The organism is Actinoplanes subglobosus (genome assembly GCF_042650585.1).
Lineage (GTDB): Bacteria > Actinomycetota > Actinomycetes > Mycobacteriales > Micromonosporaceae > Actinoplanes > Actinoplanes subglobosus.
The window spans coordinates 296,237-318,075 of the sequence record NZ_JBHSBL010000019.1 but is presented as its reverse complement, the minus strand read 5'-3'; the positions used below and the strand labels follow the sequence as shown (position 1 = coordinate 318,075).

General features: G+C 70.6%; 21 protein-coding genes. 14 read left to right on the top strand and 7 right to left on the bottom strand.

Annotated features, from left to right (window positions below):
- Position 1: 1 nt before the first annotated feature.
- A complete protein-coding gene (locus ACFO0C_RS26970) occupies positions 2-559 on the bottom strand; it encodes a DM13 domain-containing protein (protein WP_378069481.1) in 558 nt (185 codons plus the stop codon).
- Positions 560-734: 175 nt separating this feature from the next.
- On the opposite strand from ACFO0C_RS26970, the gene ACFO0C_RS26965 reads away from it, so the two are divergent.
- The 5 genes from ACFO0C_RS26965 to ACFO0C_RS26945 all read left to right on the top strand — a co-directional run bounded on the left by ACFO0C_RS26965 (position 735) and on the right by ACFO0C_RS26945 (position 6,352).
- Positions 735-1,718, top strand: a complete 984-nt coding sequence (locus ACFO0C_RS26965; protein WP_378069480.1) for a helix-turn-helix domain-containing protein — start codon at positions 735-737, stop codon at positions 1,716-1,718.
- Positions 1,719-1,836: 118 nt separating this feature from the next.
- The gene (locus ACFO0C_RS26960) at positions 1,837-3,579 is read left to right on the top strand and encodes an FAD-dependent oxidoreductase (RefSeq protein ID WP_378069479.1); all 1,743 of its coding nucleotides are present in this window, start codon (positions 1,837-1,839) and stop codon (positions 3,577-3,579) included.
- Complete coding sequence (locus tag ACFO0C_RS26955; protein ID WP_378069478.1) at positions 3,576-4,586, top strand: maleylacetate reductase; 1,011 nt, start codon at positions 3,576-3,578, stop codon at positions 4,584-4,586. Before ACFO0C_RS26960 ends, ACFO0C_RS26955 begins: the two co-directional genes overlap by 4 nt.
- The gene (locus ACFO0C_RS26950) at positions 4,583-5,458 is read left to right on the top strand and encodes an intradiol ring-cleavage dioxygenase (protein WP_378069477.1); all 876 of its coding nucleotides are present in this window, start codon (positions 4,583-4,585) and stop codon (positions 5,456-5,458) included. Before ACFO0C_RS26955 ends, ACFO0C_RS26950 begins: the two co-directional genes overlap by 4 nt.
- 36 nt (positions 5,459-5,494) lie before the next feature.
- Positions 5,495-6,352 carry a hypothetical protein gene (locus tag ACFO0C_RS26945; RefSeq protein ID WP_378069476.1) on the top strand — a complete coding sequence of 286 codons (858 nt, stop codon included), beginning with the start codon at positions 5,495-5,497 and terminating at the stop codon, positions 6,350-6,352.
- A gap of 7 nt (positions 6,353-6,359) precedes the next feature.
- Here the strand turns inward: ACFO0C_RS26945 and ACFO0C_RS26940 are convergent, their stop codons facing one another.
- Positions 6,360-6,518: a CorA family divalent cation transporter gene (locus tag ACFO0C_RS26940; RefSeq protein WP_378069914.1), complete on the bottom strand. Its 159-nt coding sequence runs from the start codon at positions 6,516-6,518 to the stop codon at positions 6,360-6,362.
- A 156-nt stretch (positions 6,519-6,674) separates the two neighbouring features.
- On the opposite strand from ACFO0C_RS26940, the gene ACFO0C_RS26935 reads away from it, so the two are divergent.
- From ACFO0C_RS26935 to ACFO0C_RS26925, 3 genes are all read left to right on the top strand, one after another.
- Positions 6,675-9,002, top strand: a complete 2,328-nt coding sequence (locus tag ACFO0C_RS26935; RefSeq protein WP_378069475.1) for a carbohydrate binding domain-containing protein — start codon at positions 6,675-6,677, stop codon at positions 9,000-9,002.
- Between the two features lie 180 nt (positions 9,003-9,182).
- On the top strand, positions 9,183-9,824 hold the full coding sequence (locus ACFO0C_RS26930) for an L-2-amino-thiazoline-4-carboxylic acid hydrolase (protein WP_378069474.1): 642 nt from the start codon (positions 9,183-9,185) through the stop codon (positions 9,822-9,824).
- 35 nt (positions 9,825-9,859) lie between these two features.
- Positions 9,860-10,738 carry an alpha/beta fold hydrolase gene (locus tag ACFO0C_RS26925; RefSeq protein WP_378069473.1) on the top strand — a complete coding sequence of 293 codons (879 nt, stop codon included), beginning with the start codon at positions 9,860-9,862 and terminating at the stop codon, positions 10,736-10,738.
- 5 nt (positions 10,739-10,743) lie between these two features.
- On the opposite strand, the gene ACFO0C_RS26920 is transcribed toward ACFO0C_RS26925, so the two are convergent.
- The 3 genes from ACFO0C_RS26920 to ACFO0C_RS26910 form a co-directional block, all read right to left on the bottom strand.
- Positions 10,744-11,421, bottom strand: coding sequence for a SprT-like domain-containing protein (locus tag ACFO0C_RS26920; RefSeq protein ID WP_378069472.1), 678 nt, complete (start codon positions 11,419-11,421; stop codon positions 10,744-10,746).
- 166 nt (positions 11,422-11,587) lie between these two features.
- Positions 11,588-12,280 carry a CARDB domain-containing protein gene (locus ACFO0C_RS26915; protein ID WP_378069471.1) on the bottom strand — a complete coding sequence of 231 codons (693 nt, stop codon included), beginning with the start codon at positions 12,278-12,280 and terminating at the stop codon, positions 11,588-11,590.
- A 41-nt stretch (positions 12,281-12,321) separates the two neighbouring features.
- Complete coding sequence (locus ACFO0C_RS26910; protein ID WP_378069470.1) at positions 12,322-12,975, bottom strand: TetR/AcrR family transcriptional regulator; 654 nt, start codon at positions 12,973-12,975, stop codon at positions 12,322-12,324.
- Between the two features lie 186 nt (positions 12,976-13,161).
- Between ACFO0C_RS26910 and ACFO0C_RS26905 the strand changes: the two genes are divergently transcribed.
- The 5 genes from ACFO0C_RS26905 to ACFO0C_RS26885 are packed head-to-tail and all read left to right on the top strand — an operon-like array spanning position 13,162 to position 19,399.
- Entirely contained in the window at positions 13,162-14,346 is a 1,185-nt protein-coding gene (locus ACFO0C_RS26905; RefSeq protein WP_378069469.1) for an oxygenase MpaB family protein, read from the top strand.
- 16 nt (positions 14,347-14,362) lie between these two features.
- The gene (locus tag ACFO0C_RS26900; protein ID WP_378069468.1) at positions 14,363-15,532 is read left to right on the top strand and encodes an oxygenase MpaB family protein; all 1,170 of its coding nucleotides are present in this window, start codon (positions 14,363-14,365) and stop codon (positions 15,530-15,532) included.
- Positions 15,529-17,754, top strand: coding sequence for a molybdopterin cofactor-binding domain-containing protein (locus ACFO0C_RS26895; RefSeq protein ID WP_378069467.1), 2,226 nt, complete (start codon positions 15,529-15,531; stop codon positions 17,752-17,754). Before ACFO0C_RS26900 ends, ACFO0C_RS26895 begins: the two co-directional genes overlap by 4 nt.
- The gene (locus tag ACFO0C_RS26890; protein ID WP_378069466.1) at positions 17,747-18,223 is read left to right on the top strand and encodes a (2Fe-2S)-binding protein; all 477 of its coding nucleotides are present in this window, start codon (positions 17,747-17,749) and stop codon (positions 18,221-18,223) included. The genes ACFO0C_RS26895 and ACFO0C_RS26890 overlap by 8 nt, the downstream gene beginning before the upstream one ends.
- 9 nt (positions 18,224-18,232) lie before the next feature.
- Positions 18,233-19,399 (top strand): TadE/TadG family type IV pilus assembly protein, encoded by a 1,167-nt coding sequence (locus tag ACFO0C_RS26885; RefSeq protein WP_378069465.1) that lies wholly within the window; start codon positions 18,233-18,235, stop codon positions 19,397-19,399.
- A gap of 37 nt (positions 19,400-19,436) precedes the next feature.
- Here the strand turns inward: ACFO0C_RS26885 and ACFO0C_RS26880 are convergent, their stop codons facing one another.
- Positions 19,437-20,141: a metalloregulator ArsR/SmtB family transcription factor gene (locus ACFO0C_RS26880; RefSeq protein ID WP_378069464.1), complete on the bottom strand. Its 705-nt coding sequence runs from the start codon at positions 20,139-20,141 to the stop codon at positions 19,437-19,439.
- Positions 20,142-20,183: 42 nt separating this feature from the next.
- On the opposite strand from ACFO0C_RS26880, the gene ACFO0C_RS26875 reads away from it, so the two are divergent.
- Complete coding sequence (locus ACFO0C_RS26875) at positions 20,184-21,194, top strand: AraC family transcriptional regulator (RefSeq protein WP_378069463.1); 1,011 nt, start codon at positions 20,184-20,186, stop codon at positions 21,192-21,194.
- On the opposite strand, the gene ACFO0C_RS26870 is transcribed toward ACFO0C_RS26875, so the two are convergent.
- Positions 21,185-21,838 (bottom strand): histidine phosphatase family protein, encoded by a 654-nt coding sequence (locus ACFO0C_RS26870; protein WP_378069462.1) that lies wholly within the window; start codon positions 21,836-21,838, stop codon positions 21,185-21,187. The two genes, ACFO0C_RS26875 and ACFO0C_RS26870, sit on opposite strands and share 10 nt — an antisense overlap.
- Position 21,839: the final 1 nt, after the last annotated feature.

The following is a 21,839-nucleotide window of genomic DNA, read 5'->3' as shown; positions in this document are numbered from 1 at the left end:
GTCAGGCCGCGGTCAGCTCGGCGGCCCCGAACGAGACGGCGAAACGCTTGCACCAGATGGTGACGCTGCGGAACGCCGCCGGGTCGGTGCCGGCGTCCAGCCGGTACACCTGATCGCCCCGGTTGCCTTTGAGTTTGCCCAGCTCGGTGAACTCGCCGTCGTCGAAGACCCGCCAGCCGGCGGTGCCGGTGCGCACCTCCTGATCGGTCAGCCAGACCCGCAGGTCGGGGCCGTCGCTGGTGTCGAGTCCGGCGATCTCCAGCTGGTGGCTGCCGTCGGGGTTGCGCACCATCCGGGCGGTGCCGCTGGTGTCGTGCTCGTGGGTGATGAAGGTGCCCTCGGCGACCACCACCGGCGAGGCCGGCGGCTGCCCGGTCGCGGACACGGCGGGGGCGCCGGACGGTACGGCCGGCAGCGGAACGGCCGACAGCGGCTCGGCCACGACGGTGTCGGTGAACAACCGCCACGGCGCGAACCAGTAGAGTGCGCCGGCGCCACCGATGCCGAGAACGGCGACGACGATCCAGGTGACAGGTTTACGGAGAAGGCGACGAATCACGGATTCGAGTCAAGCCGTCCCGTTCCATGATCACCAGGCCGGTCATCTTACGATCCGCTTATGCGTGCCAAGGCCGCGGCCAGGGCCGTCGCGACGTCGCCGGGACCCGGAGCCGAGGACGACCGTGACCACGGCAGGAGCGGTAGTGTGACTGCCGACACGCAGGGGGTGCTCGATGGCGCTGGTGAGTTTCAGCACGGCGGGGCTGCCGGCGGCGCAGCGGGTCGCGCTCTGGGAGGACCACAACACCAGTGCGCTGATCGGCTTGCGGTGTCGCATGCTCGGCGAGACGTCGTTCGACGGGACCGAGCTCAACCTCCAGCTCGACCGGATGCATCTGGCCCGGGTCCGTGGCAACGCGCACGTCGTCGAGCGGCCGGCGGAGGTGATCCGCCGGAGCCCGGCCGACGCGATCGCCGTCTACCTGGCCGTGGCCGGTGAGGCGTTCTTCTACCACGAGGACGGGGTGCTGACGCTGCGTCCGGGGCAGGCGCTGGTCTGCGACGCCGACCGGCCGTTCATGCGTGGGTTCTCCCGCGGTCTGGAGGAGCTGGCGATCAAGGTGCCGCGCGCGACGTTCCGGGAGATCACCGGGCTCGACGAGCTGCGGGCGCCGCTCGTGCGTGACTTCGCCCGGGGTGACGCGTCCGCCCGTACGCTGGCCAGGCTCGTCGATCGGGCCGTGCGCCCGGACGGCGGTGAGCCGATCGACGAGGAGACCGTCCTGCATCTTCTCGCCGGGATGACCGGGCGCTCCGCTGCCGATCCGGGCCGGGTGCATCTGGCCAACGCCCGCGCTTTCATCGAGGATCATCTGTCCGATCCGGGTCTCAACGCCGCCCGGGTGGCCGCCGGCATCGCGATCAGCGAGCGGCACCTGTCGCGGGCGTTCGCCGCCGCCGGGGCCAGCCTGCCGAGATATGTGCTGGTCCGCCGTCTGGAACGCGCCCGCGCCGTGCTCCTGGCCGAGGAACGGGTGACGGTCGCCGAGGCCGCCGCCCGCTGTGGGTTCGGCTCCACCAAGTACTTCGCGCAGACGTTCCGCGCCCACTTCGGTTTCCGCGCGAGCGACCTGCGACGCGCGAGCGACCCGCGACGCGCGAGCGACCTGCGACGCCCGAGCGACCTGCGACGCGCCGGCGACCTGCGACGCGCCTGACGGGCGCCGATTCCGCCACGCCGCCGCATTTCCGCCGTGTCACCGGCCGATGTCTTTCCGGCCGCGGGTCCCGTCGCGACACTGGCGGGCACCACACGGCAGGGAGCGAGGACACCCCATGGCGCAGATCAGCACCGACGTCGTCATCGTCGGGTCGGGGCCGGCGGGAGCGGCGGCGGCACTGCTGCTCTCCACCCTCGGCATCCCCAACATGATGATCACGAAGTACCGGTGGACGGCGAACACGCCACGGGCGCACATCACCAACCAGCGGGCCATGGAGGTGTTCCGGGACGCCGGCATCGAGGAGCAGGTCCTCGCCGACGCCACCCCGCACCATCTGATGGGCGACACCGTCTTCTGCACGTCGATCGCCGGTGAGGAGATCGGCCGGATCCTCACCTGGGGCACCCACCCGGGCCGGCACGGCGACTACGAGCTGGCCTCGCCCTGCCTTCCGGTCGACATCCCGCAGACCTATCTCGAGCCGATCCTGGTTCGCAACGCCACCGAACGCGGCACCCAGACCCGTTTCTCCACCGAGTACCTGTCGCACGTGCAGGACGCCGACGGCGTGGATGTCCTGGTCCGGGACCGGATCACCGGCCACGAGCACACGATCCGCGCGAAATACCTGATCGGTGCGGACGGTGCCCGGTCCCAGGTGGCCGAGGACCTGGGTCTGCCGATGGAAGGCGCCATGGACATCGCGGGGTCGATGAACATCACCTTCAGAGCAGACCTTTCGCCGTACGTCGGGAATCGCCCCTCGGTTCTGTATTGGGTGATCCAGCCCGGCTCGAACGTGGGCGGGATCGGCGCCGGTCTGGTCCGCATGGTCCGGCCGTGGAACGAATGGCTGATCGTCTGGGGCTACGACATCAGTCAGCCGGCCCCCGTGGTCGACGAGGCGGCGGCGGTCGCGATCGTGCGCAGCCTGCTCGGCCTGCCCGGCATCGACGTCGAGATCACCGGCACATCCCTCTGGGGCAACAACGAGATGTACGCGACCCGCCTGCACGACCGCCGTGTCTTCTGTGCCGGCGACGCCGTGCACCGGCACCCGCCGTCCAACGGGCTAGGCTCCAACACCTCGATCCAGGACTCCTACAACCTGGCCTGGAAGATCGCCGCCGTGCTCCGCGGGCAGGCCGGCCCGTCGCTGCTGGACACCTACACCACCGAGCGTGCCCCGGTCGCCCGGCAGATCGTGCTGCGGGCCAACCGGTCGAGCCGTGAGTTCGTCCAGTTCTTCGAGGTCCTCGGCCTGCTCGACGCGAAGGACGAGGCGGAGATGGCAGCCCGCATCGAGGAGCGCAAGGCCAACACACCGGCCGGCGCCGCGAAACGGGCCGCGCTGGTCACCGCGATGGAGCTCAAGCACTACGAGTTCAACGCGCACGGTGTCGAGCTGGGGCAGTTCTACGAGTCGGCGGCGATCGCCGGTGACGGCACCCGGCCCGTGAAGACGAAGGACCCGGAGCTCTACTACGAGCCCTCCACGGTTCCCGGCTCACGGCTGCCGCACGTGTGGGTCGGCACCACCGAGCAGCGCCTGTCCACCCTCGATCTGGCCCCGATGACCAGGTTCACCCTGTTCACCGGCATCACCGGCGAACCGTGGGCGGCCGCCGCCGGCAAGGTCGCCCAGGACCTCGGTGTGCCGCTGGAAACCGTGATCATCGGGCCCGGCCGGGCGGTCACCGACCTGTACTACGACTGGGCCCGGGTGCGGGAGGTCGCCGAGGACGGGGCGATCCTGGTCCGTCCGGACAAGCACATCGCCTGGCGGTCGGCGTCGCTTCCGGCGGATCCTGAGCAGATGTTGCATGACGCGCTGACGGCGGTGCTCGGACGATGAGCCTGACGTTCACCCACGAGACGCTGCCGCAGCGGGTGGTCTTCGCCGCCCACGAGATGCGCGAGCGCCTGCCGGCCGAGGTCGCCCGCCTCGGTTCACGGCCGATGGTGATCAGCACGCGGGACGACGTCCTGCCCGGGGCCGCGCACTTCCGGGAGGTGGTCATGCACGTACCCGCCGACGTCGCCGGACGGGCCCGTGGAGCGGCCGCCGCCGAGGACGTCGACGTGCTGGTCAGCGTGGGTGGCGGGTCGGCCACCGGGCTCGCCAAGGCGGTCGCTCTCACCACCGGGCTGCCGATCGTCGCGGTACCCACCACCTATGCCGGCTCCGAGGCCACCGACGTGTGGGGCATGACCGAGAACGGTCACAAGACCACCGGCTCCGACCGGCGAGTCCTGCCGCGCACCGTCGTCTACGACCCGAGCCTCACCCTCACCCTGCCGGTCGACCTGAGCGTGGCCTCCGGCCTCAACGCGCTCGCGCACTGCGTCGACTCGATGTGGGCGCCCCGGGCCGACCCCATCAACCAGGCCCTGGCCGTCGAGGGCGTGCGCGCCCTGAGCGGCGGACTTCCCGCGATCGTCCGGCAACCCCAGGACCTTCACGGGCGGGAGCTGACGCTGTACGGCGCACACCTGGCCGCCGTGGCCTTCGCGTCCGCGGGCTCCGGCCTTCACCACAAGATCTGTCACGTGCTCGGCGGCATGTTCGGCCTGCCTCATGCACAGACACATGCGGTCGTTCTGCCGTACGTCATGGAATTGAACGCCCGTGGTGTCCCGGACCGGCTCGCCGACGCTTTCGGGCCGGGCGGTCTGGCGCGCCTGCGCGCCGAGGTCGGTGCCCCGCGCGCCCTGCGTGACCACGGGTTCCGTGAGCAGGACATCCCGGCCGCCGTCGAGGCGATCCTGCCCGTCGTGCCGGCCGGCAACCCGGTCCCGGTGACCGCCGGCAATCTGACCGCACTGCTGCGCCGCGCCTGGGCGGGGGAGGAACCGAGATGAGCACCGAACAGGACGACCGCGAGCGGCAGCTCACCGACCGGGTCGTCGCGTCCTTCGACGACACCCCCGACCCGCGGCTGAAGGAGGTGATGCAGGCGCTCACCCGGCACCTGCACGCCTTCGTCCGCGAGGTGCGCCTGACCGAGAGCGAATGGCAGCGGGCGATCGCCTTCCTCACCGCCACCGGCCACGCCACCGACGACCGCAGGCAGGAGTTCATCCTGCTCTCCGACGTGCTCGGCGCCTCCATGCAGACCGTCACGGTGAACAACCGGGCCGACGCCGACGCGACCGAGGCGACCGTTTTCGGCCCGTTCTTCGTCGAGGGCTCACCGCGGATCGAGCACGGCGGCGACATCTCGTTCGGGGCGTCCGGCCGGCCGTGCTGGGTCGAGGGCACCGTCACCGGCACCGGTGGCCAGCCGGTGGCCGGCGCGCGCATCGAGGTGTGGGAGGCCGACGACGACGGCTTCTACGACGTCCAGTACGGCGACGACCGCACCGCCGCCCGTGGGCACCTGTTCAGCGACGACGACGGCCGGTACCGGTTCTGGGCGATCGAGCCGACCCCGTACCCGATCCCGCACGACGGACCCGTCGGCGAGCTGCTGCGAGCCACCGGGCGGTCCCCGATGCGCGCCTCCCACCTGCACTTCATGGTCGAGGCGCCCGGGTGGCGCACGCTGGTCACCCACATCTTCGTGCGCGGCGACGCACTGCTCGGCTCCGACAGCGTCTTCGGCGTACGCGACTCGCTGGTCAAGGATTTCGAGCCGCAGGCGCCCGGCACCGCCACACCGGACGGTCGCGACCTGTCCGGGCAGGCCTGGTCCCGGGTGCGGTTCGACATCGTGCTGGCGCCGGGGAGTTGAGGCGCTCCGCTACGGTGTGACCTCCGCAGGTCGTCGATGCGGACCGTCGAGGTGGGGGAGAGCATGTCGCGCCGTGCTTCCGGGATTCTGCTGTTCGTGCTGAGCGTTCCACTGCTCCTGCTCGGCATCACCGCCTGGAAGGACGCCGACCGCGAGACGGGTGTCCGTGACTGGCAGCTGTCGCAGGCCGCCACCGATCCGGACGCCGACGAGCGCGAGCGGTTCACCGACTATGCGGAGAGCACGCAGCGACGTATCGACGACGCCGAGTACAACCGGAACGCGCTGCTGGCGGCGGCCGCGGCCGGGGTGATCGGCGGCATCCTGGTGTTCGCCACCGGCGGGCGCTCCTCCTCCACGCCCGCCGCGGCGTCCCCGTTCACCACCTGTGCGGCCTGCCGGCGGCGGATCTCGGTGGCGGCGCACGCCTGCCCACAGTGCGGCCACCCGCACGAGCCGGTCGCCGCCCCGGCACCTCCGGTGCTGACCGCCGCCCCGCCCGGCCGCGCGCCGCGGGTCTTCTACGGCACGCTGATCACCCTGGGCCTCGGCTCGGCCGCGGTGATCTACACGGTCATGTTCGACAGCCTGTCCGAGACCGAGCTGGTCCGGGTCTCGCCGTTCTGGATCTTCCCGGTCGTGTTCGGCTACTACGGCCTGGTCGCCCAGCGGATGGAGGCACGGCTGCAGGAGAGCCACCTGGACACCGTCTCCGACCAGCTGCTGCAGGTCATCAAGGAGACCGGCGCGCTCGGGCAGGCGTTCGCGTTCCTGATCCACGCCCCGTTCCTGCTGGTCAAGAGCCGTCAGCCGTGGGTCACGGCCCTCGTCGGCTCACTGATCTGGGCGATCGCGCTGACCATCTTCTTCGGCGTGGTCTTCCCGACGCTGTGACCACCCGTCACCACCAGCCGGCCCGGCGCAGCGACCAGTGGAGGGCGGCCACGCTCATCACCATGAACAGGGCGACGCTCGGGCAGCCGTACCGCCAGTGCAGCTCCGGCATGTGCGCGAAGTTCCTCCCGTAGACACCGGCGACCGTGGTGACCAGTGCGGCGATCGCCGCCCAGGGACCCTTGTCCAGCCGCTGCGGGGCGGTGCTCAGAGCGCACGACGGTCCCTGACCTGCTCCGTACCGCGGCTTGCGCCGTCCTTGAGGTTCGCCGGTCAGGATCGTTCCCGTCCGCCGTGCTGTCCCTGAACCGGAAGGTACGTTTTGTCGAAAGTCTCCAAGGCCGCCGTCGCGCTGCTCCCGATGCTCACCGTGCCGCTGGTCGCGAGCGGGCCCGCCGCCGCTGCGGCCGCGTCCCCGCCGGTCTACTCCCTGGCGGCGACGGTGGCCCCGGCGCCGATGACCCTCGCCGAGTGCAACGCCCCGTCCTGCGTCGTCGCCCCGGCCCCGACCGGCGGCGACGACTGGGCGAACCTGACCGATGCCGTCACTGTCGCGACCGCGCGGGCCACACCGGCCCAGCCGGTCACGGTCCTGCTCGACCAGGGCACCTACCGCCTGGGCAAGAGCCTCAAGCTGCCACCGGACGTCAACCTGCGCGGCCGCGGGATCACCGCCACCACGGTCTCGATGATCACCGCGAACTGGGCCAACTTCAACTACGGCTTCCTGATCAGCTGGGACTTCCAGCACCGGGCCGCGGGCGCCAGCAGCAACCTGGTCTCCGACCTGACCGTCAACGGCAACTGCCGGGAGGGCGCCGGGCTGCCGACGCCGTCGGACATGCCGGGCCGCCCGGGCGAGTTCTGCGACTTCCGCGGGGCCGACGGCAAGCTCGCGCCGACGAACGCCGGCGGTGGCATCTCGGTCGGTGACAACTGGACCGTGCGGCAGGTGCGGTTCACCAACCTCGAATACTTCAAGATCTGGGCCGGTGACGCCGTCACGAACGTGCGGATCACCGACAACCGGTTCGACAACTGGGGCGGCGCCGAGTCGGGCGACGAGGACAACGTCGGCGGCGGGAGCAAGAACGACGGTGTGATCGTCGAGTACAACCAGTTCGACCGGACGATCCGCGGCAACAGCTTCGACTTCACCAACGCCATCCGCACCACGGTGCGCAACAACGTCGTCCGCTCCGACGGCACGATCGCCGCGGCGCGCAAGGAGAAGTCGCTCTACGGCAACATGTACCTGGAGGGCATCCAGCAGGCCGTCGTCGCCGACAACGTGCTGTGGGGCGCACAGATCACCCTCAAGACCAACAGTGGGTACGCCCACAGCGGCGAGAACAAGGACATCACCAACCCGCGCGACTCGATCGTGTCCGGCAACCGGGTCAGCTACTCCGGTGAGACCGGCATCAGCATCAACTACGACGACTACAAGGAGGGCGGCAGTCTCGGCCGTCCGGGCGTCTGGGGCGTCGACAGCGCGGCCGGCGAGGTCCACTACGTTCGCGCGGGTGGCAACAACGTGATCCGTGACAACGTGGTCGAGTACTCGGGCCGCTCCGGGATCCTCGTCTACGGCACGTACGCCGCCGCCAAGACCGCCGGCGACGTCATCTCCGGCAACACCGTCACCAACTCCGGCTGGGGCGGCTCGACCGTATACGACACCGGCGCGGGTCTCTTCGACACCGCCGGCATCGGCCTGTCCATCGGCACCGGCGACCAGATCTACGGCAACACGATCGCCGACGACCCGGCGAAGAAGACCACGTGGTACGGCATCGACCTCGGCGCCCGGCGCGCGTCCACCAGCCCGTCGGCCTACTCCCTGACCGGCCCGGCGGGCGAGGTCAACACCGTCACGAACGTCATCGGTACGGCGTACCACGAGCAGACCAAGATCTCCGAGCCGGTCACCGGTCTCGTGGCCACCGGGAAGACCCTGACCTGGGACGAGGCGTACGCCTTGGAGAACCGTGCGATCCGTGGCTACCGGATCTACCGGGACGGCAACGTCGTCGGTGACCTGTCGGTCGGCAGTGTCTCCGTTCCCGGCAACCTGCTGACCGCCGACGAGTCGAGCTTCGAGAACGCGGCCGCCGGCACCACCGGCTGGACCGCCGGCAACCGGACCACCCTGGCCCGGGTCACCGGCAACGGCTCCCGCGGCACCGCCTCGATGACCCTGACCTCCAGCGGTACGGGCGAGGTCAGCGTCGCCGGCCGCAAGATCAACGCTACGCCCGGTCAGGTCTACACCTCGGTCATCTCGGCCCGGGCGATGGCCGCCGCGGGGTCCGGCCGGCAGGTCCGGGCCGGTCTGAAGATCACCACCGCCAGTGGTCAGGTCCTCAACCTGGCGACGAACAACCGGTCCACCGTCGACGCCACCAACAGCTGGATCACCAGCAGCTACTCGTACACGGCGCCGGCCGACGCGGTGTCGGTGCAGGCGTGGTACCTGATCGAGGGCACGGTCGCGGGGGAGGCCCACATGGTCGACCGTCTCGGCCTGGTCGCCGGCACCCGCACCGAGCAGTTCACCGAGACCGGCGCCCCGGCCAACGCGGTCTACCACGTCGTCTCCTACACGGCGAACGACAACTCGATGCCGCAGTCGGTCATCGTCCCCTGACCCGCACGTCCTTACGTCTCCTGCCGAAGCCGGCCGGGTCTCGTGTTCCGGGACCCGGCCGGCGTCACCTATGGTGGATCCGTCAACTTTCGCAGCGCCGGTCGGTGGTGGAGCGCGCTGGTCGACCCCGGACCTCACGGGGCCTGCCCCGCGTCGTCCTGATCCGGAAGGACCACCACCATGAGTGACGCCACCACGGCGTTCGACCCGACCCACTGGACCCCGATCATCGAGGGGGCCTTCTTCGCCCGCCTGCGGGAGACCACCGACCGGCCCGTCGAGGAGCTGGTCCGCGACCGGCTCGCCGCCGTCGACACCCGGTTCGCACCGCTGGTCGCCAACCCGATGGACGCCGCCAACGCCCGGTTCACGGCCCTGGCCGTCGCGGCGTACGACGTCCTCAAACCCGGGCACGGCCCCACCGCCGCGGCCGCCATCGTCGAGGACTGCCTCAACAGCCCGCTGCGCGCCGACATCCTGGCCGGCACCCGGGGCATGCTCGACCACGCCGGCGACGCCTTCACCGCCCTGGTCGACGCCAGCCGGGACCGCGAACGGTCCTACTTCGGCCCGTCGTTCCACTTCGAGCGTCCGCTCGACGACCAGCAGACCTACATCCTGGACGTACGCCGCTGCCTGTTCCACGAACTCCTGGTCGCGGCCGGGCGTGCCCACCTGCAGCCGATCCTGTGCCGATTCGACCTCAACTGGGCCGACGCCATCGACCCGGCCCGCCACCACCTCAGGTTCGTCCGCCCGGTCACCTACGCGACCGGGCCCACCTGCCGCATGCTGTTCACCCGCGAGGAACCTTCGAGCTGATGTTGGCGGGCGGCTGACGCGGGTATCAGTCGCCCATGTTCGAGGGATTCACCGACGAGCGGGTCGACGTCGGGGAGGTGGAGCTCCGTGTCCGGCACGCCGGGACGGGGCTTCCCGTCCTGCTCGTCCACGGCCATCCGCGTACCGGAGCGACGTGGCACCGGGTCGCACCGCAACTGGTCGACCGCGGCTTCACCGTGGTCTGCCCGGACATGCGCGGCTACGGCGCGTCCGGCAAGGCCGCGATCCGTCCGGACCACTCCCAGCAGTCCAAGCGGGCGGTGGCGGGTGACCTGGTGCGGCTGATGGCGACGCTGGGCCATCCGGCGTTCGCGGTGGCCGGGCACGACCGCGGTTCGTACGTCGCCCTGCGCCTGGCGCTCGATCACCCCGATCTGGTGAACCGGCTGGTGGTCATGGACGGCGTGCCCATCAGCGAAGCCCTCGCCCGGTGCGGGGCGACGTTCGCCCACGACTGGTATCACTGGTTCTTCTTCGCCCAGCCGGACAAGCCGGAGCGTGCCATCAACGCCGATCCGGACGCCTGGTACGACGGCGCGCGCCCGGACAGCATGGGAGTGGAGAACCACCGGGAGTTCCGGCAGGCCGTCCACGACCCGGCCACCGTCCGGGCGATGCTGGAGGACTATCGCGCCGGCCTCGGCGTCGACCGTGACCATGAGGAGGCCGATCGCCGGGCCGGCCGGACCGTGCGGTGCCCGACCCTGGTGCTGTGGTCCACCCGCGACGACATGGAGAAGCTCTACGGCGACCCGGTGTCGGTGTGGCGGCCGTGGGCCCCCGACCTCCGGGGCCGGCCGATCGACTCGGGCCACCACATCGCCGAGGAGAACCCCGGCGACCTGGTGACGGCCTTGCACGACTTCCTCGGCACCTCTCTCGGGCCCGGCTGAGCGGATCAGACCGGCTCGGCCATCGGGAACGGGACGTTCAGCAGGCCCGCCTTGGTCTGCACCTGGTATCGGGACCGGCCCCGTTTCACGATGGTGCCGTCCAGGCCGCCGTATTTGCCGCGGCCCTTCAGCCGGATCCGGGCGCCGACCGCGAACTCGACCACGGGCGCGACCGTGGACGGGCCGGACCCGAGCCGGGCCAGCTCCTGCGCGTACCGCGGATGCATCGGGGCGGCCGCGCCGTTCAGCGTCCAGGAGAAGAGCGCGGACCGGCTGAACGACGGCGAGCAGCGCGAGCACGACCGGACCCGGATCGGCCGGCGGTGCACCGTCGTCCGGTGGCCGGCCGGGCAGACGCCCTCCCAGGCGCCCTGCACCCGGGGCACGTCCTCCGGCACACATCGGGTGCCGGAGCAGCCTATGCGCACCGCGATCGCCCGCCACACCCGGTCGTGGCCGTGCCCGGGGCCGGCCAGGGCATGCGCGATCTCGTGCAGCACCGTCTCGGTCACCTGTTCCGGCGAATACAGCCGGATCAGAGGGCGGGACAGCCCGATCTCCTTGACCTCCAGCCGGCAGATCCCCGCCCTGGTCTTCGCGTCGTCGAAGACCAGGCGCCAGTCCGAAACGCCGTGTCGGGTCATCAGGTCGTCCGCGAGTTCTCGCGCCTCGATCAGGTCCACGGCGCGTCGCTCCTCGTCGTCACCCTCCTATCATGACGTGCCGGGCCGGAGGCCGCTCTCATGGCTTCCCGATCTCCCTCACCCTGGTCGATCCCGCTGCGACGATGCCCAGCAGACACGCCCGGTCGATACCGGTGGTAGCCGTCGGGCAGGTCCTCGGCCTCGATCATCCCGCGACAGCGGTTTCGCCGGTGTCGGTACCGGCGCCCCAGCACTGCCAGGAGTACGGGTTGTGGAAGTCCGCGACCCGGTCGATGACGTCGGCCGTGCCGTACTGCCATCGGCAGGCGTCAGTCATCGAGATGTGGTCGCGCTCGTTCTCGTCGGCCTCGCACCGCCAGTCGTAGGCGGTGTCGCCCTGGAGTACCTCCCGCTCGTAGCCCTTCGCCACGCAGTACGCCCGGAGGTCGACCCCGCCGAGCAGCCTGGTCCCGGGCGAGCCGCCGGTGGCCGCGCCGCGTACGTTCACCACGGCGATCCGGATGTTGTCGTCCTCGTCGGACTCTGCGACGTGCCCGTCGGCATCCACGGTGAATTCGACATAGTGCAGTCCGGGAGAGTCGAACGTCCACGCGAACCGGCTGTTCCCGTCCATCATGACCGCGTTGCGGGGTACGCCCTCGTGGCTGCCGTAAGCGCCGACCTCACGCGAATCGACGCGCCACTTGACGTTGAAGCCGCCGGTGGCGGTGTCGCCGTCGTTCGTCACGCCGGAGTCGAATTCGACGCGATGGCCGACCGTGGCCGCGCTCGCGTCGAAGGTGATCGCGGTGGGGGCCAGATCGGGGCCGGGGTTGCCGGCCGGTGACGGTGTCAGGGCCAGGGCGGCCGCCGCGACGCCGGATACACGAGTTGGCATCATGACATCGCAGGATATGCGGGCGAAACGGATTTGGTTGCTCATTCAGCCGGGTTGAGCATGGGGGCCAGGAAGCGGCGGGCGATGTCGCGTAGCTGGGCGTCGTCGTCGAGGTCGACGATCTGGCTCGGGACAGCCAGGAACGAGGCGGACAGCCGGGTCCACACCTCGGCCACCAGGTCGACGTCGACCGACGGGGAGATGTGGCCGTCCTGCTGGTCGAGGCGCAGGCGGCCGGCCACGAACTGCTGGACCACGGCCATCGTCTGGCCGCCGTCGTTGATCAGGGACGGGACGAGCAGGTCGGGCTCGGCGGTCATCAGGCCGCCGATCAGCGGATTGTCGCGGAAGGCGCGCAGCGACGTGGCGAAGCCGACGATCACCCGGTCGGCGGCGGTGCGGGCCTCGGCGATGTCCACGACGAACCGGTCGAAGTAGCGCCGGAACTCGCGGCGGACCACATGCTCGACCAGGGCGTCCTTGGTGGCGAACCGGCGGTAGGCGGTGATCCGGGAGACGCCGGCGCGGCGGGCCACATCCTCCATCGTGGTGCGGCGGATACCCATGCGGCAGAACTGTTCGTAGGCGGCGTCGAGCAGGCGCGTGGTGACCTCGTCGGCCGGGCCGTCGGGTGTGAACGCGTCGGCGAGTGCCCGGCCCAGCAGCGACGAGCCGGGTGAAGCGGGTCCGGTCATGGTGCCCCCGAGATGTGTTTACGCCATCTGTATCAGCGTACCAATCTGCCCTTCCCGACCTGGGTCGACGCTTGTGTCGTATCGATGTCCGTAGAAATTCATGCTTGTGAACGGCGACGTGTCGTGCTCTCATCGCTGATACACGGAAGCACTTCGTGTTTCACCGTATCAGCGGAGGAGCGAAGCGTGGAACCAGTCAGCAGACGCAACATTCTCAAAGCAGGCGCGATCGGAGCGGCCGCGGCGTGGACCTGGCCGGCCAGCGCCTCGGTCGCCGGCACCGGCGCCGGCGCCGACCCGCGCTGGGTGTGGGACCCGGAGGCCGACCCGCTGGTCGCCGACCTCATCGAGCGCGGCGACGTCCCCCAGGTCAACGCGCTCCTGCGCACCTGGAAGAAGAACGGCCAGGCGCTGCCCGCCGGCCTGCCGTCCGACCTGCGTGACTTCATCGAGTACGCCCGGCAGCTCCCGTCCTGGGCCGACCCCGCCAAACTCGACCTGGCCGTCGAGTTCAACGAGAAACGCGGCCTCTACCTGGGCGTCCTCTACGGCCTGGCCAGCGGCATGATGAGCACCGTCATCCCCAAGGAGGCCCTGGCCGTCTACTACTCCCAGGGCGGCGCGGACATGAAGGACCGCATCTCCAAGACCGCCAAACTGGGGTACGACATCGGCTCGACCAACGCCTACAAGCCCGACGGCGAGATGATCGTGACGGCGGTGAAGACCCGCCTGGTGCACGCCGCGGTCCGGCACCTGCTGCCCCAGTCGCCGTACTGGACCCAGGTCGCCGACGAGGACATCCCGATCAGCCAGCGCGACATCATGGTCACCTGGCACAGCCTGCCGACCACGGTGATGCGCAAACTCACCGACTGGAAGGTGCCGATCCCGGCCGCCGAGTCCGCCGCGTTCCTGCACTCGTGGCAGGTGGGCGCGCACATGCTGGGCGTGAAGGACGAGTACATCCCGAACTCGTGGGCCGAGGCGGACGCGCAGGCCGACCAGGTCCTCGACCCGGTGCTGCGGGCCACCCCGGAGGGCGTCAAGCTGGCCGACATCCTGCTCAACCTCGGGTCGAGCGTGGACGCCGGGATCCTCAGCAAGCCGATCCTCGGCGCGTTCACCCGGTTCATGCTCGGCGACGAGATCGCGGGATGGCTGAAGATCCCGCGCGAGATCGTCTGGGACCCGCTGCTCCGGACGGCGTGGGGACCCTTTGTGGCCGTACGCGAAGGATTGTTGCCCTTCCCTCTGGCGCCGAAGGCGTATTGGCTCTTCGACGAGTTCCTGCGCAAGGCCGCCCTGCTGTTCCTGTCGGAGGCCCGGCCGATCAGCATCGAGATCCCCGTCACCAACCGGCCGACCTGAGAGGAGGCACCCGATCATGGCGGAACTGAGCAGACGCGACATGCTGCGAGCGAGCGCGGCGGCCGCGGCGATCTTCGCCGTCCCCTCCGCGAAGGCGCAGGCGGCGGCCCTGCCGTGGAGTACCCAGTGGGACCCGGAGGCCGACCCGGTCTCGGCCGAGCTGCTGGACAGCGGTGTGGTTCCCGAGGTGAACCGGCTGCTGTGGAACTGGACCCGCAACGACCAGCCGCTGCCCGACGGGCTGCCCGGTTATCTGCACGACTTCATCGAGAAGGCGCGGCAGGTGCCGGCGTGGGCGGACACCGCGAAACTGGAGCGGGCGGCCCAGTTCAACAAGTCCCGCGGCCTCTATCTGAACCTGCTCAACGGTGTCGGCGGCGGCATGCTGAGCACGGCGATCCCGAAGGAGGCGTGGTCGGTCTACTACTCCAAGGGCGGCGCCGACATGGAGGACCGGGTCGCCAAGACCAGCCTCCTCGGCTTCTCGGTCGGCTCGCTGAAGGCGTACCGGCCGGACGGCGACTGCATCGTGCAGGCGGTCAAGACGCGACTGGTCCACGCAGCGGTGCGGCACCTGCTGCAGCAGTCGCCGCACTGGAAGTGGAGTGTCCCGATCACCCAGGAGGACATCCTGGTCACGTGGCACACCCTGCCCACGTACGCGATGCGCAAGCTGCGGGAGTGGCAGGTCCCGATCAGCGCCGCCGACTCGCAGGCCTACCTGCACGTGTGGCAGGTGACCGCGCACATGCTCGGCGTCCGTGACGAGTACATCCCGCAGACCTGGGCGGCCGCGAACACGCAGTCCGACCAGGTGCTGCCGCCGAACATGGGCCCGACCCGGGAGGGCGTCGAGCTCACCGACATCCTGCTCGGGCAGCTCGCCGAGCAGACCAGCCCGGCCAGTGTGAGCCGGCCGCTGGTCAACGCGCTGGCCCGATACCTGGTCGGCGATCAGGTGTCGGACTGGGACCAGATCAGGCGGGAACCGCTGTGGGAGCCGCTGATCGCGACCGCCTGGCCGCTGCTGGTGCGTTTCCGGGAGGGGCTGATCCCGCTGCCGCTAGTGCCGGAGATCGCCTGGACTCTGGACGAGGCGGCCCGCCAGTACATCCTGCTGTTCCTCACCAAGGCACGGGAGACCAGGATCGAGATCCCGGTGACCAACCGGCCCGAGACGTCATGACGGTGCCCGTCCGCCGGCGGACGCTGCTCGGATTCGTGCTGGCAGCCCCCGTCCTGGTGGCTGCCGCCGATCCGGCGGCGTCGGCCGACATCACGTCACTGCTCGACCTCAACGACATCATGACGGCGGCGGCGCTGCCCACGTCCGGCCTCATCTCGGTCGAGATCAACACGGACGGTACGGTCTCCTTCGCGCTGCCCCGGGCCGAGGTCGGTCAGGGGATCACCACGTCGACGGCCATGCTGATCGCCGAGGAACTGGGCGTACCGGTGCGGAAGGTCCGGGTCGGTCTGGCCGACGCCCGCCCGGAACTGCTGTTCAACCAGCTCACCGGCGCCTCCAACACGACCGTCGCCACGTTCACGCCGATCCGGGTCGCGGCGGCCGTCGCCCGGCGGCGGCTGCTGGACGCGGCCGCGGCGAGACTGGGCGTGCCCGCCGGCGACCTGACGATCAGGGACGGGATGGTGGGCGGCATCGGCATCGGCGAGCTGTCGGCCGCCGCGGCCAGCCCCCGCACCCTGGCCGTCCCGGTGGAACTCACCGCCCGCGAGGACTTCACCGTCATCGGCAGGCCGCAACGCCGGATCGACGCGCTCGACGCGGTCACTGGCCGCAAGAGGTTCACGATGGACCTCGCCGTGCCGGACGCCTGGCCGACGATGCTGTGCCGCCCGCCGACCATCAACGGCAGACCCGGGCCGGTCGCCAACCTGGCCCGGGTGCTGGCCATGCCCGGCGTCAGCGACGTGGTGACGATCTCGACCGGCGTCGCCGTGCGGGCACGGACGTTCGGCCAGTGCATCGACGCGGTCCGGGCCCTCGAGGTGTCCTGGAAACCGGGGACCGCCGAGGGCCAGTCCGACGACACGGTCCTGCGGCAGCTCGCCGGCGCCGAGCTGCCGCTCGGGCCACGGCCGATCACCCCGTTCGTCGAGGGCCGGTTCACGTTCCACTTCCGCAGCAACAGTGCCCTGGAGACCAACTGCGCGATTGCGGATGTACGGCCGGACCGCGCCGAGATCTGGTCGGCGCTGAAGTCGCCGATCGTGGCGCAGCAGACCATCGCCGCCCGGCTGGGCCTGCCGGTCACCCGGGTCACGGTGCACGTCACCGAGGGCGGCGGCTCGTTCGGCCGCAAACTGTTCTTCGACGCCGCGCTGGAAGCCGCCGAGGTGTCGCAGAAGATCGGCAAACCGGTGAAACTGATGTGGCACCGGGCCGACGACTCCCGGCAGGGCCGCACCCATCCGATGGCCACGTCCCGGGTCCGGATCGCCTACGCCGGGGGACTCGTGCTCGGCTTCGAGCAGCGGCACACCAGCGTCAAGACCGATCTCGGGCACGGGCTGGGGGAGCTGCTCACCGCGATGGCCGCGCAACTGCCGATCGGGGATGCCGCGTTCGCGCAGACGTTCTTCCAGTTCAGCCACACCTCGCCGTACCGTTTCGGGATCCACAGCCGGCTCCTCAACGAGACCGGCGACGGATTCAACACCGGCAGCATGCGCAACGTCTACTCACCGGACACCACCTGCGCACGGGAGCTGATGGTCGACCAGCTCGGGTCACGGATGGGGCTCGACCCGTACCGGATCAGGGAGAACCTGCTGACCGACGACCGTGCCCGCGCCGTCCTGCGCAAGGCCGGAGAGGTAGGCGGATGGGGCCGGCGGATGCCGGCCGGCACCGCGCAGGGCATCGCGTTCCACTCCGAGTACAAAGGTTTCAGCGCCTGCCTCGTCGAGATCGACTGCCGGCCGGAGACGGTGAACCGGCCGATCCGCGACGGTGTCGGCGGCCCGCGGGTCACCAGGGTGGTCTTCGTCGTCGACGTCGGTCTCGCGGTCAACCCGCTCGGGCTGCAGGCGCAGATGATGGGCTGCGTGATGGACGGCATCGCGCTGGCCCTGACGTCGAGCCTGCACCTGCGCGACGGCTACTTCCTCGAGGCGAGCTGGGACAACTACTTCTACACCCGGCAGTGGAACACCCCGCCGGACCTGCGGATCGTCGTCATGCCGAGCACGTCGGACCAGCCCGGCGGCGCCGGTGAGCTGGGTGTGGCGGCGGCGACGGCGGCGGTCGCCTGCGCCTACGGCCGCGCGACCGGCACGATGCCGACCCGGTTCCCGATCAACCACGGCACCCTGTCGTTCACCCCCAAGCCGACGATTCCGCCGGTCCCGGCTTCACCCATGATCGGAGGTACGGGTGCCTGAGCACACTTTCCGGGTCAACGGGGCGCCGGTGACCGTGGACGTCGAGAGTGACGTGCGGCTGCTGTGGGTGCTGCGTGACCTGCTCGGCGTCACCGGCCCGAAGTACGGCTGCGGCATCAACGTCTGCAAGGCCTGCACCAGCCACCTCAACGGGGCGGCGTTCAACCCGTGCGCGGTGGCGGTCGGTGCGCTCGGGCCGGACGACGAGGTGGTGACCATCGAGGGGCTGGCCGCGACCGTGGGGGCCGACCTGCACCCGATGCAGCAGGCGTGGCTCGATGCCGACGTGGTGCAGTGCGGCTACTGCCAGCCCGGTCAGATCATGGCGGCGGTCGATCTGGTGCGGCGGGTGGCCGCCGAGGGGCGCGCGATCATCGACGACGACCTGGACGGGCTGCGCAACATCTGCCGCTGCGGGACCTACTTCCGTATCCGGGAGGCGATCCGGGTCGCGGCCGAGAACATGTAATTTGCCCTTATGGGGCGCACCTTCCGCGATGACGAGGGCGCGATCGTGATCATCGCGGCCATGATGAGCGCCGTGCTCATCCTCGGGATGGGGGCCATCGTCATCGACGTCGGCCTGCTCTACGGCGAGAAGGAGCAGCTGCAGAGCGGCGCCGACTTCGCGTCCTGGAAGGTGGCGCAGGCCTGCATCGCCGCGCCCGCCGCGTGCACCAGCGCCGGGCAGGCCGACAACGCCCGCGTCTACGCCGAGAAGAACGCCAAGGACACCCGGGCCGACGCCCAGGTCTGCGTCAACAACCTCAACTGCCCGGTCTGGGGGACGACGGCGACCTGCCCGGCGCCGCCGGCGATCACCGGCAACTACGACACCGCGGAGGTACGCACCAGCACCCGCAACACCGACAACACCCGGCTCATGCCCCCGGTGTTCGGCAGGGCCCTCACCAACGGTGTCTACCAGGGCAAACAGGTCGGCGCGTGTGCCCGTGTGGTGTGGGGGGTGCCGGTCGCCGAGAACGCCCTGGCGATGGGCGTCTCCAAGTGCGACTGGGACCGGATGACCAACGGCGGCAAGAAGTTCTACGCACTACCGGGCCTCGACCCGCTGATGCAGCAGACCGGCCTCTACTCGCTGCTCGGCCTGGAGGCGCCGGTCGACAACGCGATCGCGATCAGCAATCCGCTGCTGTCGTTCTGCAACAACCCACTCGACCACACGTCGTCCAGTGGCTACGCCTGGCTGACCTCGGCGTCCAACTGCCACATCGACGTGACCACCTCGACCACCGGCGTGCAGACCTGGGTGACCGCGCCAGCGCTCAACCTGCTCGCGGCCATCAACTGCACCAGCGAACTGGCGGCCGCCCGCGCCTCCGGCAAGCCGGTGCTCGTGCCGATCTACGACAGCGCGGTGGGCGCCACGAACATCCTGCCGGCCGCCTACCGGATCATCGGGTTCGCGCCGTTCGTGGTCACCGGCTACACCACGCTGCTGGGCACCCTGACCAACGTCCCGTCGATCCTGACGAACACCGTTCCAGGCATCGCCTCGACCCTGTGTGGCCTGCAACGATGCGTCTACGGGTACTTCACCAAGTCGATCATCCCGGAGCACCTGCCGACGAAGTTCGGCACCACCCAGAACTTCGGCCTGACGGTGATCGGCCGCACCGGCTGAGTGCCCGGCCGTGTGGTGGGCCGTGCCGGACTGTCGCTCATGATTCCTCCGCGAGCGTGTGCAGGAAGAAGCCGATGCGCTCGGTGAGCTGATCGGCCAGCCGGTCGAAGTCGGGACGCTCGACCGGCTCGGGGATGCTCCAGTGCGCCCGGCGTGGGCCGTCGAACGCGGGACACGCCTCCTTCGCCCGGTCGCACAGCGTGATCACGTGGTCGAAGGTGGCGCCGGACAACTGGGACACATGGGTGGGACCGGTCACCGGAGGATCGATCCCTCGTGCGGTGAGAGCACGTACGGCGTACCGATGCAGGGGTTTGGGGTTGATCCCCGCACTGCGGACCTCGGCCGTCGCGGCGCTGTGGCGCCGCAGGATGGCCTCGGCCATCGGTGATCGCGCGCTGTTGCCGGTGCACAGGAAGAGCACTCGGGCCCGGCCGGGACGCGCGGAGGAGGGTGGGCGCAGGCGCAGTGCCGGGTGCAGGGCCGCGCCGGCGTCGGTCAGCAGCGCCGAGCAGCGGGACAGGTGCAGCGAGTAGTAGGTGTCGCGGCCGTCGGCACTGCTGCGCCGCGCGGTGACCAGGCCGGCCCGGCGGAGTCTGCCCAGGTGGTAGGAGACCAGGTTCTGTGGCTGGCCGAGCCGGGCGGTCAGCTCGTGGACGGCCAGGTCGCTGCCGGTGAGCTCGCTCAGCAGCCGCCAGCGCACCGGATGCCCGGCCGCGGCGAAAAGCTCAGGAGGGCCCATGCCCGCACGATACATCAAATCCATTTGATGTATCGTGCGGGAGTGTCATTGGTGAGGTCGGCGGGCCTGCAGGGGTTCCGGCGGACCGTGGAGTCGCTCGGCGGTGACGCGGATCTGTTCGCCCGCCAGGCCGGGCTGCCGCCGGAGGCGCTCGACGCCGACGATCTGCTGGTGGAGGACACCGCGATCGCCGCCGTCCTGGAGACAGCGGCGGCCGCGCTGCGCTGCCCCGACCTGGGCCTGCGGGTCGCCTCGGTGCAGGAGATGAGCCTGCTCGGGCCGCTGGCCGTGGCGATCCAGAATTCGCCGTCGGTGGCCGACGCGATCGAGTGCACGTCGCGCTACATGTTCGTGCACGCCCGTGACCTCTACCTGTCGGTGGTGCCCGATCCGGACCGGGTGGCCGGGGTGACCGGGCTGCGCTACACGTTCGGCGCGTGGGACCGGCCGTTGCCGCAGGCCACCGAGATGACCATGCTGTTCCTGCACCGGGCCGTCGGGTTCCTGGTCGGCGGCGGCTACGGGCTGCGGTCGGTGGACCTGCCGCACCGGCCGGTCGCATCGACGGCCCTCTACCGGGAGGCGTTCGGGGCGGCCGTGCGGTTCGGCCGGCCGGCGGCGGTGCTGCGGGTGCCGACCAGTCTGATGCGGCAGCCGCTTGCCGGTGTCGACGCGACCCTGCGCGGGCTGGCGCTGGCCTTCCTGTCCCGGCAGTCGCCGGGTCCGCGGACCGGGCCGGCCGCCCGGGTCCGCGCGGTCGTGTCGCAGTCGCTGGGCACCGGGCCGACCGAGCTGGCCGACGTGGCCCGGGCGCTGGCCGTGCACCCGCGGACCCTGCAGCGGCAGCTCGTCGAGGAGGGGCAGGGGTTCACCGAGATCCTCGACGACGTGCGACGGGTGCGGGCCCGCGCCTATCTGACCACCACCGACATGCCGTTGACGCAGGTCAGCCGGCTGCTCGGGTTCGCCGAGCAGGCCGTGCTGAGCCGGTGTGCCCGTCGCTGGTGGGGGATGAGCCCGACCGCGTTGCGCAGGCAGGCCGCTCAGCGGTAGGTGAGCAGGCGCCGGTCGGCCTCGACGTGGGTGTGCTCGTTGAAGGTGGACAGCGACAGGCCGCGGCTCCCGGCGATCACCTTCGTGACGCCGGTGTTGACCGAGACCCGGTTGAGGGCCGCCCAGGCCGCCGCCGATCCGGTGGTGAGCAGGCTGGCCGCCATCGCGATCGGGCCGCCCGAGCTGACCACCGCGATGTCCTGTCCGGTGTCCAGCCGGTCCAGCGCCGCCGTGACACGCTCCCGGAAGGTGGTGAACGACTCGGCGTACTCGGCGTCGTGCTCGCCGGAGAACCAGCGGGCCGTGGCCGCCTCGAAGATCTCCTGGAACGCCCGGGGCGTCGTCGCGGTCCTCGCGGTCCCGAAATCGGGCTGGTGGACCGCCACGACGTGCTGGAAGTCGAACTCGTTCCACCCCGCGTCGACGACCGTCCCGACCGGCTCCTTCAGGCCCTCGACGATGCCGGCCGCGGTCTCGTCGTGGCGGCGCATGTCGCCGCGCACGATCAGAGCGGGCCGGATGCCACGCTCCGCGAAGGACCTTCCGAGGGTACGGGCCTGCTCGTGCCCGATCTCCGACAGCGCGTCGTAGTCGTCGGCACCGAACGACGCCTGGCCGTGCCGGATCAGCAGGAGACGGGCCACC

What these genes read in the sequence shown, in the direction of transcription:
- ACFO0C_RS26945 (WP_378069476.1), top strand. Translation starts at nt 5,495, where the DNA reads ATGCGGACCGTCGAGGTGGGGGAGAGCATGTCGCGCCGTGCTTCCGGG.
- ACFO0C_RS26885 (WP_378069465.1), top strand. Translation starts at nt 18,233, where the DNA reads ATGGGGCGCACCTTCCGCGATGACGAGGGCGCGATCGTGATCATCGCG.
- ACFO0C_RS26910 (WP_378069470.1), bottom strand. Translation starts at nt 12,975, where the DNA reads ATGACCGGACCCGCTTCACCCGGCTCGTCGCTGCTGGGCCGGGCACTC.
- ACFO0C_RS26900 (WP_378069468.1), top strand. Translation starts at nt 14,363, where the DNA reads ATGGCGGAACTGAGCAGACGCGACATGCTGCGAGCGAGCGCGGCGGCC.
- ACFO0C_RS26895 (WP_378069467.1), top strand. Translation starts at nt 15,529, where the DNA reads ATGACGGTGCCCGTCCGCCGGCGGACGCTGCTCGGATTCGTGCTGGCA.
- ACFO0C_RS26925 (WP_378069473.1), top strand. Translation starts at nt 9,860, where the DNA reads ATGTTCGAGGGATTCACCGACGAGCGGGTCGACGTCGGGGAGGTGGAG.
- ACFO0C_RS26960 (WP_378069479.1), top strand. Translation starts at nt 1,837, where the DNA reads ATGGCGCAGATCAGCACCGACGTCGTCATCGTCGGGTCGGGGCCGGCG.
- ACFO0C_RS26930 (WP_378069474.1), top strand. Translation starts at nt 9,183, where the DNA reads ATGAGTGACGCCACCACGGCGTTCGACCCGACCCACTGGACCCCGATC.
- ACFO0C_RS26915 (WP_378069471.1), bottom strand. Translation starts at nt 12,280, where the DNA reads ATGCCAACTCGTGTATCCGGCGTCGCGGCGGCCGCCCTGGCCCTGACA.
- ACFO0C_RS26965 (WP_378069480.1), top strand. Translation starts at nt 735, where the DNA reads ATGGCGCTGGTGAGTTTCAGCACGGCGGGGCTGCCGGCGGCGCAGCGG.
- ACFO0C_RS26955 (WP_378069478.1), top strand. Translation starts at nt 3,576, where the DNA reads ATGAGCCTGACGTTCACCCACGAGACGCTGCCGCAGCGGGTGGTCTTC.
- ACFO0C_RS26950 (WP_378069477.1), top strand. Translation starts at nt 4,583, where the DNA reads ATGAGCACCGAACAGGACGACCGCGAGCGGCAGCTCACCGACCGGGTC.
- ACFO0C_RS26880 (WP_378069464.1), bottom strand. Translation starts at nt 20,141, where the DNA reads ATGGGCCCTCCTGAGCTTTTCGCCGCGGCCGGGCATCCGGTGCGCTGG.